Raw genomic sequence first — 15,443 nt, 5'->3', positions numbered from 1 at the left:
GGGCGAGGGGCGCTGGCGGGTGTTTCTGTGGTAGGTGCAGAAGGGCTGTTCTTTGAGTGCTGCCTGCCTGCATTTGGTGCCGCTGGTGAAGAGGTGGCGGCATTCGTTGTACATGGGTTCTCCTCAGGGTGCAGCGCTCAGCGCGCAGGGTGCAGGGTGCAGGGTGCAGAAACACGAAAGCCCGCCATTGAGGCGGGCTTTTTCTTTGCTCCTATTTCTATTTTAGCAATTTTACTGGGAATTCTATGCCAACTATTTTTCTTCGATCTTTCCTTTGCTTTGTTCAGGTTAGGGGGTTTTCGCATGCCTTGGGGGCTTGACAAAGACAAACTGCCCCAAGTTAGCTACGCGAACCCATTCGACTTCGCTCAGGGCAGGCTCCGGGGTACCCGTTTCTGTGCTCCGTGACCTAATTCGTTTTGGGGCGGAACATTTTTGCGGCTGCTCCGGAGACGAGGCGGCGCGGTACGAGGCGCTGCATGAAGACCATCGCCTTGCCTGCGGTGTAGGGAATGACCCAGTGGTCGCCGCGAACTAATCCCTCAAGGCCGAGGCGCGCTACTTCTTCGGCGGACTGGCGGCCTCGTCCTAACTGGTTGCGCGTTCCGGCGATTTCGTGGAACTCGGATTCGGTGGGGCCGGGACATAGGGCGCTGACCTTGATTCCGTATTCGGCGACTTCATGGGCCAGGGCTTCGGCGAGGAAGCGGTCGAAGACCTTGGTGGCAGCGTAGGTCGCCATGTATGGAACAGGCTGATAGGACGCGGTCGAGGCGACGATCATCACGTAGCCGCGGCGGCGCTCGATCATCTTCGGCAGAAAGAGCCGGGTGAGCTCGACGACTGCGGTGCAGTTGAGCTCGACCATGCGGCGCTGCCAGGCTGCGTCGCCTTTTGCGAATTCGCCGGAGTAGCCGTATCCGGCGTTGTTGATGAGGATGTCGATGGGGAGACCTGCGCCTTCGGTGGCGGCAAAGAGCTGTTCCGGAGTTTGCGGATCGGCGAGGTCGGCGGGGATGGTGCGGGCTTCGATTCCGCAGGTGGTCGCGAGGCGCGCGGCCAGGGCTTCGAGGCGATCGGCGCGGCGGGCGGTGAGGACGAGGTTTGCTCCGGCTGCGGCTAGCTGCTCGGCGAGAGCGACCCCGATGCCGGCGCTTGCTCCGGTGATGAGGGCCCATTTGTTCTGGACGGCTTTGCGGAGTTGGGGGGATGGCGGCATGGTTGTTCCTTATAAACTACCCCACGTTAGTCCGCTGCGCGGACGAACATGGGGCACCCGGCTCCGGTGATGAAGGCCCCATTTGTTCTGGACGGCTTTGCGGAGTTGGGGATGGTGGCATGGTGCTCCTTACAAACTACCCCGATCCTGGGTATCAGGCTCATTGTGCATTCTTGGAAGTATCCTGCGAAGGGTCGTTGCTGTGCAACGATTCGCAGGAACGTTTGGATTCCGGGCAGCAAACCTTCTTCTTGTTCCTGCGGGTCCTTCGACTTGCGCGTTGCGCTTCGCTCAGGATGACATCTTTTAACAACGTGACCTCAGCGGCTGAAGCCGCATTTTGATGCCGTTATTTGCGCGGGCTGAAGCCCGCGCCTACCTGACTGGTGCTGGTTCGTTGAATTCTTCGCCGATCCATTTGGTGAAGGCTTCGATGCTCTGGTCGCGGCCCAGGAATTCCTGGACGATGTTTTTTCCGGGAGCGGAGCCTCCGGGCTCGAGCACTGTCTTGCGGTAGCGCAGGGCGACGGGGTCGTCGAGCAGGCTGGCGCGGTTGAACTGGCTGAAGAAGTCGAGCGCGATCACCTTGTCGTACAGGTAGGTGTAGTAGTTCGACGAGTAGCCGGTGAGGTGGGTGAAGCTCGCGTACATGCGGTTGCCGTCGATCCAGGTGTAGGGCAGGAATTTTGTGTAGTCGGCCTGAAGGAGGATGTCGAGGTTGAGGTCCTCCGGGTCGTCGTAGTGGGTGTCGAGCGAGTAGCTGGTGTAGAAGAGTTGCGTGCGCACCCAGTCGGCGCGGCCGAAGGCTCCGGCGCGGTTCATCTTTTTGACGAGCTCGGCGGGGATGGGCTCATCGGTCTGGTAATGCTTTGCAAAGCTGGCGAGCAACTGCGGGTCGCGGAAGAATTCTTCGAGCATCTGCGATGGGACTTCGACGAAGTCGCCTTCGGTGGAGATGCCGCTGACTCCGGCCCACTTCTGCTGACCGCCGAGAATGGCGTGCATCAGGTGGCCGAATTCGTGGAAGAAGGTCACGACGTCGGAATACTGCAGAAGTCCGGGATTGCCTTCCTTCGGCTCGGGGAAGTTGCAGATCAGCGCGGCTTCTGGCGTCTGCTTGCCGGCGATGCCGGGGATGAGCGGATGCGCGCTGAACCACTTGTCCTTGCCTTCGCGCGGATGCATGTCGAGGTAGAAGCGTCCGATCATGCTGTCGCTGTCATACACGTCCCACGCGCTGACAGAGGGATGCCATACGTCGGCGTTTTCTGCAGGGCGGAAGCTGACGCGGAAGAGCTTCTCGGCGGTTTCTAGCACGCCTTTTTCGACGCGGCCGTAGGGGAAGTAGGGGCGGACGGTCTGGGAGTCGAAGTCGTAGGCGGAGCGGCGGTACTGTTCGTACCAGAAGGCGCGGCTGTCGGCGTCGATGGACGGCATCCTGGGCTCGCTCTGGCGCGCGAAGGCGAGGACGGTTGCGTATTCGCGCTCCGCTCCGGACTTGGTGGCCTGGTCGAGCTCGGCTAAAAAGGCACGCAGGTTTTTCGCCGAGGCCATCATCTGGTCGGCGGTGGCAAGGTCGGCCCAGGTCTCAAAGCCGAGGAGGCGGGCGATCTCGCGGCGGGTCTTGAGCAGGTCGCGGAGGACACCTTCGTTGGCCGGGTAGGCGCGGGTGTTGTAGGCGAGGAACATGCGCAGGCGGAGCTCGGCGTTTTTGGCGAAGGTCATCACCGGCATGTAGTCGGGGAAGTCGGTGGTAAGGGTGATCTTGCCCTGCTTGTCGATGGGGTGGGTGGCGAGGAAGTCTTCGGGGAGGCCGTCGAGATCGGATGCGTCCTTGACATCGACCTTGTTGACGTTCTCCTGTACGTTGCGGCCGAAGGTGAGGGAGAGCAGGGTGGCTTTGTCCTGGAGCTCCTTTACTTTGGAGCGGGTCTTCTCGTCCTTGTCGACGCCGGCGAGGCGGTACTGGAGGAGGGTGCGTTCGAGGTAGTATTTTGTTCCGGCGTCGGCCTGGGCAGGGTCGATGACGCTGAGAGTGCGGTAGACGTCCTGGTTGAGGGCAAGCAGAGTTCCGGCTTCGGCGACCTTCTGGACAAGGGACTGGGCCTTGTCGCGGATCTTCTTGTCTGGATGAACGCTGTCGAGCAGGCCGGCCTGCGATCCGGCGGCGCCCAGCTCGGTGACGGCTTCGTCATAGGCGCTCAGGGTGTTCTCGATGGTGCGGGGCCCGGTGATGGCGAGCAGGCGTTCGATGGCGGCTTTGTGCCGGGCGAGCGCTTCTTCGACCCAGGTTTCGAGGGTCGATTCGGTGACGGTGTTCTGGCCGTCGGGGTTCCAGGGGTGGGGGAAGCGGGCGGCGTTTGTGTCAGCAATAGATATGGATTGGCTCACTATTCGAGTTCCTCTTGTGGTTAGATTCAGAGTAGCCGAAAGAGACAAGCACTTGCATCCTTTGGTGATACCTTTTAATATGCCGCAATTGTGCTCATGAATTACGTTGCTCCAGCAGTTTCGTCGCAGTACCTGCGCTCCCGGATCGGGAAAGTTTGCGTGTCGATCATCGGGTCCACTCCGGCAGAGATGCTGGAGAAGGCCGAGGAGGCCGTCCGGGAGAATACGTTTGTTGAATTCCGCCTTGATTACCTGGATAAACCCTTAACCGCTATACCCAAGATCAAGCAGTTTCTCTCTGAAAGGACTGAAGTTACGGCTATCGGCACCTGCCGGCGGGCAGCGACGGGCGGCAGGTTCAAAGGCAAGATTGCCGATGAGCTGGAGGTCCTGCACAAGGCCGCGTCGTCGGGCTTCCATATTGTAGATGTGGAGCTGCAGACGGCTGAGGCGATTAAGGACTCGGAGCTCGAAAAGCTGCGGGCGCGCGGTGCGGCGCTCATTATTTCGTGGCATGACTTTGCGGCGACGAAGGACCTGGACGGGATCTTCGAGCGCATCCAGCCCTATGAGCCGGAGTTCATCAAGATTGTCTCGACGGCAAAGAATCTTTCGGACAACGTGACGATGATGCACTTCCTGGAACGCAGGCGGGACATGGCCAACATGATCGGCATCTGCATGGGCGACCAGGGGATTATCAGCCGGGTGCTGGGAATTCGCGCGGGGAGCGTGTTTACTTTTGCCGCGGCTACTCCGGGAGAAGAGACCGGACCGGGGCAGATTGCGGCGCGCACGCTGCGGGATACATATCGTATCGACCAGATCGATGTTGCGACGAAGGTCTACGGTGTGGCAGGAAATCCGATAAAGCATTCTCTGTCGCCGGTGATGTTGAATACGGCGTTCCGGCGCGAGACGGTGAATGCGGTGTTCCTGGCGCTGCAGGCGACAAAGATCAAAGACCTGCTGACGCTGGTGCGCGAGATTCCTCTGCAGGGGCTGGCGATTACCATGCCGCTCAAGGAAGAGATTCTGGAGCATCTGGAGAAGACCGACCCGATTTCAGAGAAGATCGGTGCCTGTAATACCGTGGTGCGTGCGCAGGACGGCAAGCTCTACGGATTCAATACCGATGTTGCGGCGATTGTGCGTCCGCTGGAACGGCGCTTGCCGTTAAAGGGAGCGAAGATTCTGGTGCTCGGAGCAGGGGGCGCGGCGCGGGCAGCAGTTTTCGGTCTGAAGGATAAGGGCGCGGAGGTCTTCATCCTGAACCGCACGACGGAAGACGCGCAGAAGCTGGCGCGGCAGGCGAAGGCGAAGAGTTTCAAGCGCGAGCAACTGGCGAAGACGCAGTTCGATGTGATCATCAACGCGACTCCGGTGGGCATGCATGGCGTGAAGCCGAACCATATTCTCGAATTGAAAGAGATCAATGCGCGGCTGGTCTTCGATATGGTCTACAACCCGATCGATACGCCGCTGCTGCGCATGGCGCGGGAGAAGAGCATTCCTGTAGTCACAGGCGTGGAGATGTTTGTGCACCAAGGCGCGCGGCAGTTCGAGATCTGGACAGGCAAGCCTGCTCCGGAGGAAGAGATGCTGCGAGTGGTGGTGCATGCGCTTCGGCAGCAGGCGGAAGAGGCGAAGAAGTAGCCGGGGCGGCCGGATACACGAAGCGAGTTGTCGTATCAGGCCGCCGATGAAAAACCGGGATGCATCATTGTCCGAATGCCCACGCCACCATCAGCGGAAACTCCTCTTGCCAGAATGCGCCACCGTGCGACCCAGAGCGCTCATTCATGACGATATCCGTACCTGCATCGCGCAGCGCGTCCGCCCACCTTTTTGCATTTCCGAGGAAGAACGGCTCCTGTGTGCCGGCGACAAGGTACGTGCGCGGAAGCGGACTCGGCATAACGCCAGGCGGCTTGTAACCGCCGCCAGGCGAGGCGCAGAAGATCGCACCGTAGACATGTGGATGCCGAAGCCCAAGAGCGAGGGCCAGCTCTCCACCCGCCGAGACGCCAAATACTGCGGTACGTTCAGTGGGCAGCGCCACGCCAAACCGCGACTCCGCCCATCGGAGAACATCCTCGACGAAGAACTTCTCGTGTGCGGCGAAGCGCTCCGGCTCAAAGCCCGGTGAGTACTCATGGAGCCGCAGCATCTCACCGGTCAGCCCATGTATACCGACGATCATTGTGGACGGTACGTCGGCCTTCTCGAGCATCCGGCCCCACTTAGAGATTCTCTGACCATCACCGGCGAAGACGATTGCTTCAGGCTGGTCTGGTGGAACGTACACTGTGACCTGCCTTCCACCGTCGTACGCGAACGTCTCGGTGACAAACTCTCCCGAGACTGCGCCGGCGGACTCTACGGGCGCTCCGGCGGACTCACTCAGCTTGTGGTTGACGTGATTGCGTGCTTGCTCCTTCATGGCCTTGCCTTCATTTATAAAGCTATGGTCGACCCGTCTTGTAAGAACTGTAGATGAGATGACCGTGACATTAGATGAATGACTCTATTTACGTCGGCCTGCACTAAGCAGCTGGACGGATGATGACTTTGCTCTTCAGTTTCAGCCTGTCAGAGTAGGCGAGCAGTTTTTCGATGCTCACTCTGCCGATTTTTCCATGCAGCAGATTGCTGATGTTGGGCTGGTATTCGTCAAGAAGATCGACCAGTTGACTCTGCGAGTAACCTTTTTTCTGAATTTCTTTAAGAATGGCGTCGAGCAGAGTCGCTTTGACCTTCAGGACGGAAGACTCAGAACGAGAGAAGCCCAGATCGTCCAGTACGTCGCCTTTAGTTACGTGGCTTGGTTTTGTGCTCATATTCCATGTTTGTATATAAAATTTATTATATATATCAACAGAATCTGGTAGTGATCCTGCTGATGCGGAGAAAGGTCGTTGCTTTCGCAACGAATCGCAGGAACGTTTCGATTCCTTATCGGGCGGGCCCTTTTCTTGTTCCTGCGGATCCTTCGACTTACCACCCCAGCCTGCGAACACCGCGCATGCTGGGGACCCCGGTTCGCTCAGGATGACAATTTTCGGGTTTTTGGCCGGAGGTTTTTGCCTACGGTTTCCAATACATTGGCAGCGGCGTTCAGGGCGCGTCGGCTGTCTTCGCTATTCATTTTTTTGAGGATCTGCCAGAGGCCTGGAGGGGTTTCCGATTCGCTGCGGCTCTTTTCGAGGGCTTCGGTGGATTGCGAGACGACGGCGTGCAATTCGTCAGGATCGATGGCGGCGAAGAGCTTGCTCAACGCGAGGAGGTTGCGCAGACCGCGGATTCCCCCGGGTGTGTTCAGTCCGGCGGAGACTTCGCCCATGAGGAAGTCTTTGGCTCCGGCTGCGCCGCGGAGGATATCGAGCGCTCCACTGTCATGCAGGGCCTGAAGCGCCTTGTAGGCGGAGAGCACGGCTTCGGCGTGATCGAGCGGGGCGTTTTCAATCTGCTGCCGAGCTTCTTCACGCGGATTGTGCGGCTGCGGTACCAGCGAGATTGGCTTTGCCATCTTTTGCCTCCTGCTTCTGGTTGTGCACCCTCCCACCCTTTCACGCAACGACAGCGTGAAAGGATGGGGCACTCAGATTCCGGCCAACTAGAGATAACTGCAGGTTCCTCCGCCCCCTTCGCATAGCTCAGGGTCCGGTCGGAATGACAATTCTTTTTAGACATCAACATCACGCAAAATAACTGCTTTAGGTCTTCTGAATCTGTACGAGCGGCTGCGAGCCGGGCATGTAGTAGTCCTGACGCTTCCACTTGCGTTCCACTTCCACTCCGCGCTGCGGCGTCGGTGTCTGGAAGCGGTGGTTGGTGTAGGGCAACGGGCTTGGGCCCTGACGCGGCAGCAGCTCGATCTTCGCTGCGACTTCCTTGTATGCAGGCGTGTGTGTTGCCGGGTCGGTGTGGCTGCTGGTGAGCTTGTTCACCGGATCCATGCTGGAATTGAGCGGCAGGTACATTTCCTTGCCGTGCACGCGATCGGTGATGAGCACTCGGGCACGAATCTCGCCGTGCTGCGAAGTGACTTTGACCCAGCGTCCGTTGGTGATGCCCAGCTCCTTTGCGTATTCAGGCGAAATTTCGAGGAACTGGTCGGGGACGAGGTCGCGAATGCCTTCGACGCGATAGGTCATATTGCCTTCGTGGAAATGCTCTAGCAGGCGGCCGTTGTTGACGTGCAGAGGATAAGCGTCGCCTGCTGCCTCGCATGGCTCGGTCCAGGGGACGGGGTAAAATTTCGCCTTTCCGTCGGGGAAAGGGAAGGATTTGCTGTAGAGCAGCGGCTGATCGGAGCCGTCGGCGGCAACGGGCCACTGCAGCGATTTGTAGCCTTCGAGACGGTCGTAGGTGACTCCGGCAAAGAGCGGAGTGATGCTGGCGCATTCGTGCATGACTTCGGAGGGATGCGTGTAGCTCCAGCCGGCGCCGAGCTTGTTGGCTACGTCCTGAATAATGCGCCAGTCGGGGCGGCTCTCGCCGAGCGGCTCGATGGCCTGGTAGAGGCGCTGGATGCGGCGCTCGGTGCTGGTGAAAGTGCCGTCTTTCTCAAGCGCAGGGCTTGCGGGAAGAACCACATCGGCATAGCGGCAGGTGTTTGAGTAGAAGCATTCCTGAACGACGAAGAAATCGAGCTTGGAGAAGCTTTCGTTGACATAGTTTGCATTGGCGTCGACGATAGCCATGTCTTCACCGATGAGGTACATGGCCTTGAGCTTGCCTTCGATGATGGCGTCGACCATCTGGTGGTTGTCGAGGCCTTTGGAACTCGGCAGCTTCACGTCCCAGGCGCGCTCATAGTCGGCGCGCGCGGCTTCGTCATCGATTTTGAGGTAGCCGGGAAGGTAAATGGGCATGGAGCCGAAGTCGCTTGCGCCCTGCACGTTGTTGTGTCCGCGCAACGGGTAAGCTCCTGTGCCGTGGCGGCGATAGTTGCCGGTGGCGAGCAGCAGATTGGAGATGGCTGTCGAGGTGTCAGAGCCATCGCAGTGCTGCGTGACTCCCATGGCCCAGAGCCCGCAGACGGACTCGGCCTCGGCGATCATGTGCGCGACGTTCTGGAGCGTGGTGGAGGGGATGCCGGTGGTCTTTGCGGCGAATTCGAGAGTGAAGGGCTCAAGGCTTTTGCGGTAAGCATCGAAATCGTTGACCCATTCGTTGATGAAGTCCTGCTTATGCAGGCCGCTGTCGATGATGTAGCGGGTGACGGCGGAGAGCCAGACGAGATCGGTGCCCGGGTTGGGGCGCAGGAAGACATCGGCGCGGCGCGCCATCTCATGGCGCCGCAGATCGGAGACGATGAGCTTCTGGCCATGCAGCTTATGCGCGCTCTTGACGCGCGTTGCCAGCACAGGGTGACTCTCTGCGGTGTTGCTGCCGATGATGAGAACAAGCCTGGCCTGCGCAATGTCGGAGATGGAGCCTGAGTCGCCGCCATAGCCGACAGTGCGGAAGAGTCCCTGCGTGGCGGGGGACTGGCAATAGCGGGAGCAATTGTCGATGTTGTTGGTGCCGATGACGGCGCGGGCGAGCTTCTGCATGAGGTAGCTCTCTTCATTCGTGCACTTTGAAGAAGAGATGAGGCCGATCGAGTCCGGGCCATGCTGCTGCTTGATTTCAGAAAGACGCCTGGCGATGAGGTTCAGAGCTTCATCCCAGCCTGCTTCGCGGAAGCTGTCGCCTTCCCCATTTCGCTCACGGATGAGTGGCTTGCGCAGGCGGTCTGCGTGGTTGGTGTAGTCCCATCCGAATTTACCTTTGACGCAGGTAGAGATGCCGTTGGCCGGGCCATCGAGCGGCTCGATCTTGAGAATCTCGCGGCCGCGAGTCCATACGTCGTAGCTGCAACCGACTCCGCAATAGGTGCAGACGGTTTTGGTGCGCTTGATGCGCTGCTCGCGCATGGCAGCCTCGGCTTGAGAGAGCTCGAGAATAGGGCCATAGCCGAGCTCGGGCTCAATGCCCTTGACCACGTCGATCATGTGGTTGAGGGTTTTGGTCGCGAGAGATGTGAAATAGCCGGCGTTGCCAATCATGGATTTTTCCATGAGCGCGTTGCAGGGGCAGACGGTGACGCAGTGTCCGCAGGAGACGCAGCTCGAGTCGCCGATGGGCTTGCCGCCATCCCACAAGACACGCGGGTGCCCGTCTTCCCAGCGGATGGAGAGAGTTTCGTTTACCTGGACGTTCTGGCAGGCTTCGACGCAGCGGCCACAGAGGATGCACTGGTCGGGATCGTAGCGGTAGAAAGGATGCGTCTCATCCTTTTCGTAGGGCTTGGGCTTGAAGGGGATGTTCTGGTGCTCGATCTTGAGGAGCGCGGTGGTGTTGTGAACAGTGCAGTTGCCGTTGTTGTTGTCGCAGACGGTGCAATAGAGCAGGTGGTTGCCGAGGATGCGGTCGAAGGCTTCCTTCTGGGCGGCGGTTGCGGCTGCCGATTCGGTGACGATCTGCATGCCCGGTTCGGCGACGGTTGAGCAGGCGCGCGCGAGCTTGCCGTCGATCTCGACCATGCAGGTATCGCAGGTCTGGATGGGGCCGAGCTGCGGGTGATAGCAGACCTGCGGGATGCTGTCGCCGATCTCACGATTGGCGATGTCGATGATTCGCTCTCCCTCAAAGGCTAAGCACGCAATGCCGTTGATGAGGATCTCGAAGCTCGGGCGTGTTTCGCGGAGAAGCTCGTCGGCATACCCACCGGCATGAGTCTTATGAACCTCAGTGCCGTGAAAAACTTCGTGCCCAATATTTTCCGCCATAACCTATCGGATGCTCTGGGCGCTGGCAGCGTACACCCGTGGTCGGGTTTGTACAGGTGAGATTCGGGGCTGTTGGCGGGCAAAAGCAGATCCTTCGCCCCTCTCAGGATGACAACAATAATGAAAATGCGTGTTGCCGCAAACATCCACACTGCAATGCTGTAAGTGCTACACTCGGCGCTATGAGTGAAGAAAAGCGGCGCTCGGGCTGGTTCTGGTTTCTGCTGGGAGGCGGCCTGTTTGTTGCCTTTATTGTGGTTGTAGGATTGCTGGGATATGCTCTGGTCTCCTCGATGGGTGAAGGCGGCGGTTTTGGCGACAACATAGGAGTGATCGACATCAATGGGATCATTCTGGCGGCTGACACCACGGTCGACCAGCTGAGGAAGTTCGAGCAGGACGATTCGATCAAGGCCATTGTTCTGCACATCAATTCGCCTGGCGGAGGCGCGGCCGCATCGCAGGAGATCTACGAAGAAGTGCGGCAGATCCGCGACAAGAAAAAAAAGCCGATTGTGGCCTCGATTGAGAGTGTCGGCGCGAGCGGAGCGTATTACATTGCTTCCGGAACCAACAGGATTTATGCCAATGATGCGAGCATTGTCGGTTCGATCGGCGTGATTATGGAGTGGACCAACTACGGCGATCTGCTGAAGTGGGCCAAGATGAAGCCGGAGGTGCTGAAGGCCGGGTCGCTGAAGGACGCAGGATCGCCGACCCGGGAGATGACTCCCGAGGAACGGGCTTATTTTCAGAGCCTTGTTGATAATATGCATGCGCAGTTCATCCGTGACGTGTCTGTGGGACGGGGAATTGGCGAGGACAAGCTGAAGCCGCTGGCAACCGGGCAGGTGTGGACGGGCGAACAGGCGCTCCCTTTGCATCTTATTGATAAGAAAGGTGGTTTTAGGGATGCACTGCTGGAAACAGCCAAGCAGGTGGGGATTTCCGGAGAGCCGAACGTGGTGAAGCCGAAGAAAAAGAGCCGCTCGCTGCTCGATCTGGTGACCACGGATACGGACGATTTGTGGCCCAATCCGGAAAAGCTGTTAGAAAAACACGCAGGTTTCTATTTTCTTTGGAAATAGGGGTAAATTTGTTGCATCTATTATAGTTATCAGGCGTACCCTAGTTTTGGAGCGAGACTGGCCATGACGAAAGCAGACTTGGTGGAGGAAGTGACTCAGTTAGGCGACCTGACGCGGCGCGATGGCGAAGTTATCGTCGATACGATTTTCGACTCCGTGATTCAGGCACTCAAGACAGGCGACAAGATAGAGATCCGCGGCTTCGGCAGCTTTCGTATCCGCCAGAGGAAGCCGCGGATCGGACGCAACCCGAAGACCGGCGCAAAGGTGGAAGTGCCAGCCAAGCGCGTTCCGTATTTCAAACCCAGCAAAGAACTTCGCGATCTAGTAAACCCGAAGGAGGCAGCAGAGGCGGAAGCGCCAGCACCTCCGGAGCCGCCTCCCGCGGCCTAACTTCACACATAATCAATAAAAAAGCTGAGGGATAAAATCCCTCAGCTTTTTGTCTTCTGTCATAACGATTAAAAGTCGATTCGCAGCGCGGCCTGGCCGGTGCGATTGCCTGCGTTCTCGGCGGTCTGAGGGGCGCTCAGTACGCCGAAGGTAGTTGTGTTGTCGACCTGCGTTGCCGGCGGGGCGAAGTTGGTGTGGTTCAGAATATTTGTGAACGTGGATTCGAAACGCAGCTTTGCGTGCTCAGTCAATGGGAAGCTCTTGGCCAGTCCAAGGGAGACGGCTGCCGTTCCGGGGCCCTGAAGGATTCCGACGCCGGCATTGCCGAAGCGTCCTGCTCCAGCAGGTGTCGGGGAGAACGCGGCGAGGTTGAAATACTGCGCGCGCGATTGTCCCCTGGTGTAGCGGGTCGAGACAACATCGGGGCGGAGCGTTGCGCCGCGATTGACTACGTTGGTGTTTGACTGATCGAAGGAAGTGCTGATGCTGGGCGTGAGCCACGGCCCGGTTTCAAGCAGGGTGATGTTATTCATCTCCCAGCCGCCGAACAGGGCATTCTTCCAGCCTCCGGTATTGAGGAATTGGCGGCCGCTGCCGAAGGGCAGCTGATAGAGGCCCGAGAACAGGAGGCGGTTGCGGCGAGTTCCTTCCACGTTTCCGTAGTCGCTGGCGACATGGAAACGGTCGGTGATGGGGATTCCGTAGTTCACTTCACCGGCGAATGCAGTCGGCGTGCTGCCCTGGTTGTCTGCGAGGTTCTTGGCAAGGGTGTAGTTTGCGTCGAAGTAGAATCCATGCGCCATGCGGTGCGTGGCTTCGACTTCCATTGCCTGGTAGCTTGCGGTTCCGGCATTGAAGGTGCTGTAGAGAGTGAACCAGTTGTGGTACGGCGCGCGGGGATCGACGTAGGGGCTGGCTGTGGTGGTCTGATAGGGCATGGGGCTGGCTGGAATCTGATTCAAATCCTCAGTGATGTTGAGCCGGTAGGTGTGCATGCCGACATAGCTGACGCGTAGCGTGTCGTTCGCAGTGAGCTGGCGCTCGACGGTCAGGTTCCACTGGTTGGACTGGGGATCGCGATAGTTGGGATCGACGCCCTGGTCGAGACCTCCGCCACCATACTGAACGCCGACGGTGGGCGGCGCGGTGTTCGGAAACTGAATCAGCGGCGTTCCGGCGGCTGTCATCGTGTTGGTGTAGGTGTGAAGATTCGAGGTTGGGTTGCCGCTGTTGTTGAATGACAGCGGGCCGAGGTTGGTCATGGTGAAGACGCCGAAGCCGGCGCGGATGACAGTCTTGGTGTCATTGAACGGGCGGTAGGCGAGAGAAAAGCGCGGCTGGAAGTTTCCGAAGTAAGTCTTGCGCAGGCCCTGCGACAGGTGGTCCTGGCTGGCGGTGACGTAATTGGTGCAGGGGAGGGCGGTGTATCCAAGATTGCAGGCATTGAAGGACTGCTGGAATGCGAGGTTCGAGCCCTGAATGTTCTGCTTTGCGAGATAGGCGGAGAGTTGATTGGGGACAACGATGGAGTTGTTTCTCTGGTCGAAGTTGGCGAGGTTGCCGCCGTCCTCATTCATGGCAGGAAGGACCTGCCAGCGCAGTCCATAGTTCAGAGTGAGCTTGCTGGTGAGCTGGAACTCATCCTGAGCAAATATGCCGGTCTGCCATGTGGTGCCGCCGACGTCGGGGCTTGAGACGGCGAAGAAGAGAGTTGTCGGCGTGCCTTGAAGAAAATCGCCGAATGCGCTGCCGGTGAATGTGGGCTGGAAAGTGAACTGTCCGAAATCATCAGAAGGAAGAAAGAGCTCGACATCGAAGTAGCGTACCCGGCGCAGGTCGATGCCGGCCTTCAGCGTGTGCTTTCCCATGGTGTAGGTCACGTTGTCAGTAAATTGCAGGGTCTTTGACTGGGTCACTCCGGTCTTGTCGCGGCCGATGGGAGTGAAGCCGGTGCCTGCGCTGAAGTTGAATGTAGGGAAGGCGTGGGTGAAGGGATGCTGGCTGATGTCGACTCCGGTGAGGTGAAGCTGACTGAGGGCGTCAGCGCCTTCGATGGGGAAGCCAACACTGGTGATGGCATTGGTGAAACCGAAGCGGAATTCATTCAGCAGCTTCGGCGTGATGCTGTAGGTGTAGGAGACGAGAAGACTGCGGTTGTGAACGCTGTCCACGTCATTCGGCAGGAGAGGATTGGCGGCATCTTGCGTGATGTTCTTTCTGCTGAAGCGGGCGTAGGCTGACTGCTTCGATGTGATGGTCTGGTCGATGCGAAGGTCGGCTCCATCGGTGCGCGCGGGCGTGGATTGAAAGTTCTCGTAGTTGTAGTTTGATTGTCCGGATACATTCGGCAGCGGATAGTAGGCGAGCAGCGCTGTGGCTGTGGGGTTGATGCTGCTCTGCGGAATGACCGGGCCGCCGAGCGCGGTGAGGTCGCCGTTGCGCTCTGCCTGCGTAGGAACGAGAAACTGCTGGGCCACAGCGGTGGTGCGGCGGTTGCCTTCGTAATCGGCGAAGAAGAAAGTCTTGTCCTTGCCGTTGTAGAGATGTGGGATGCTCAGAGGACCGCCGAGCGATCCGCCGAATGTGTTGAACTTTTTCGGCGCCTTGCCGTTGAAGCCGTAGGGGCTGGCATCGAGAGCGTCGTTCTGAAGATATTCAAAGACGCTGCCGTGGTACTGGTTGGTGCCGCTCTTCGTTGTAAATGTAACGTCGCCCACCTGGGAGAACTCAGCGCTGTTGTTGAATGCCGTGACGCGAACGGCAGAGATGCCTTCCTGCGATGGATAGGCGTCCTGCAGCGCGCCGTTCTGGCGGACGTTTGCAGTGGAGATGCCGTCGACGGAAAAATTCACCATCGATGAGCTGGCGCCGCTTAAGGCGATGTTGCCCGAGCTGTCCTGCTGCACGTTGGCGGAGAGGGACAGAGCTGCGAGCGGGCTGGTTGTGGTGGCGCGGTTGTTGAGCGGAAGCTGCGTGATGAGCTGATTGTCTTTCGAATCGCTGATGGTGCCGTTCTCTGTGTTGATCTGGTCGGGCGCTGCACTTACTTGGATAACAGTCGCCTGCGCTGCGACGGCAAGCGTGACGGGAATGCGGAGATCCTGGCGTGCTTCGAGCGTGGCAGAGTTGACGACTGAGTCGGCAAAGCCGTCGTGGCTCACGGTGATTTTGTAGTGGCCTGCTTTCAGGTTTTCTGCAGTGAACTCGCCGGAATCGCTGGTCGTGACCTGTCGCTCATAGTTTTCATCGAGCGAGTGCACGGTTACGGTAGCGCCGGGTATGACTGCGCCTGAATCATCTTGCACCGTGCCGCGTATGCTGCCGAAGGTTGACTGCGCGTGGAGATGGAATGCGGATACAAACAGCAGGATGAGGAGAAGGAATGAGAATGATGGCCTCGAGATGAAGACAGATTTTATTGTTTTGATATGGACTGCATGGGCGGTCATGATGCTCTCCAGTTGGGCGTGCGGATGACGCCGCCGTTCCTAGAGAACAATGAATTTCATAAGCCACGTGTAACGCTTTTATAAGGCCCGCGTAAATGCGGAGTATTCCTTATGCTTCTTTTAC

10 protein-coding genes are annotated in these 15,443 nt (G+C 58.6%); 3 read left to right on the top strand and 7 right to left on the bottom strand.

The window, feature by feature from the left end; translation table 11 throughout:
- Window positions 1-409: 409 nt before the first annotated feature.
- Window positions 410-1,219 (bottom strand): SDR family NAD(P)-dependent oxidoreductase, encoded by an 810-nt coding sequence (locus tag AC5S16_RS11550; RefSeq protein ID WP_493930213.1) that lies wholly within the window; start codon window positions 1,217-1,219, stop codon window positions 410-412.
- Between the two features lie 375 nt (window positions 1,220-1,594).
- Window positions 1,595-3,610 (bottom strand): M3 family metallopeptidase, encoded by a 2,016-nt coding sequence (locus AC5S16_RS11545; protein WP_493930212.1) that lies wholly within the window; start codon window positions 3,608-3,610, stop codon window positions 1,595-1,597.
- A gap of 159 nt (window positions 3,611-3,769) precedes the next feature.
- Here AC5S16_RS11545 and aroE point away from each other — a divergent pair, with 159 nt between their 5' ends.
- Window positions 3,770-5,266, top strand: a complete 1,497-nt coding sequence (gene aroE, locus AC5S16_RS11540) for a shikimate dehydrogenase (RefSeq protein ID WP_493930211.1) — start codon at window positions 3,770-3,772, stop codon at window positions 5,264-5,266.
- A gap of 64 nt (window positions 5,267-5,330) precedes the next feature.
- Here aroE and AC5S16_RS11535 read toward each other — a convergent pair whose 3' ends face one another.
- The 4 genes from AC5S16_RS11535 to fdhF all read right to left on the bottom strand — a co-directional run bounded on the left by AC5S16_RS11535 (window position 5,331) and on the right by fdhF (window position 10,389).
- The gene (locus AC5S16_RS11535) at window positions 5,331-6,053 is read right to left on the bottom strand and encodes an alpha/beta hydrolase (protein ID WP_493930210.1); all 723 of its coding nucleotides are present in this window, start codon (window positions 6,051-6,053) and stop codon (window positions 5,331-5,333) included.
- 103 nt (window positions 6,054-6,156) lie between these two features.
- Window positions 6,157-6,450: a helix-turn-helix domain-containing protein gene (locus AC5S16_RS11530; protein ID WP_493930209.1), complete on the bottom strand. Its 294-nt coding sequence runs from the start codon at window positions 6,448-6,450 to the stop codon at window positions 6,157-6,159.
- A gap of 206 nt (window positions 6,451-6,656) precedes the next feature.
- Complete coding sequence (locus AC5S16_RS11525; protein WP_493930208.1) at window positions 6,657-7,139, bottom strand: helical membrane plugin domain-containing protein; 483 nt, start codon at window positions 7,137-7,139, stop codon at window positions 6,657-6,659.
- A 187-nt stretch (window positions 7,140-7,326) separates the two neighbouring features.
- Entirely contained in the window at window positions 7,327-10,389 is a 3,063-nt protein-coding gene (fdhF, locus tag AC5S16_RS11520) for a formate dehydrogenase subunit alpha (RefSeq protein WP_493930207.1), read from the bottom strand.
- Window positions 10,390-10,571: 182 nt separating this feature from the next.
- Between fdhF and sppA the strand changes: the two genes are divergently transcribed.
- Entirely contained in the window at window positions 10,572-11,477 is a 906-nt protein-coding gene (sppA, locus tag AC5S16_RS11515) for a signal peptide peptidase SppA (protein ID WP_493930206.1), read from the top strand.
- Window positions 11,478-11,540: 63 nt separating this feature from the next.
- Window positions 11,541-11,870: an integration host factor subunit beta gene (locus AC5S16_RS11510; RefSeq protein ID WP_493930205.1), complete on the top strand. Its 330-nt coding sequence runs from the start codon at window positions 11,541-11,543 to the stop codon at window positions 11,868-11,870.
- A 68-nt stretch (window positions 11,871-11,938) separates the two neighbouring features.
- Here the strand turns inward: AC5S16_RS11510 and AC5S16_RS11505 are convergent, their stop codons facing one another.
- Window positions 11,939-15,319, bottom strand: a complete 3,381-nt coding sequence (locus tag AC5S16_RS11505; RefSeq protein WP_493930204.1) for an outer membrane beta-barrel protein — start codon at window positions 15,317-15,319, stop codon at window positions 11,939-11,941.
- Between the last annotated feature and the right edge of the window lie 124 nt (window positions 15,320-15,443).

The organism is Acidobacterium sp. FHG110202_01 (assembly GCF_059115305.1).
The sequence above is the reverse complement of the archived record's forward strand: the minus strand, read 5'-3'. Positions and strand labels throughout refer to the sequence as shown.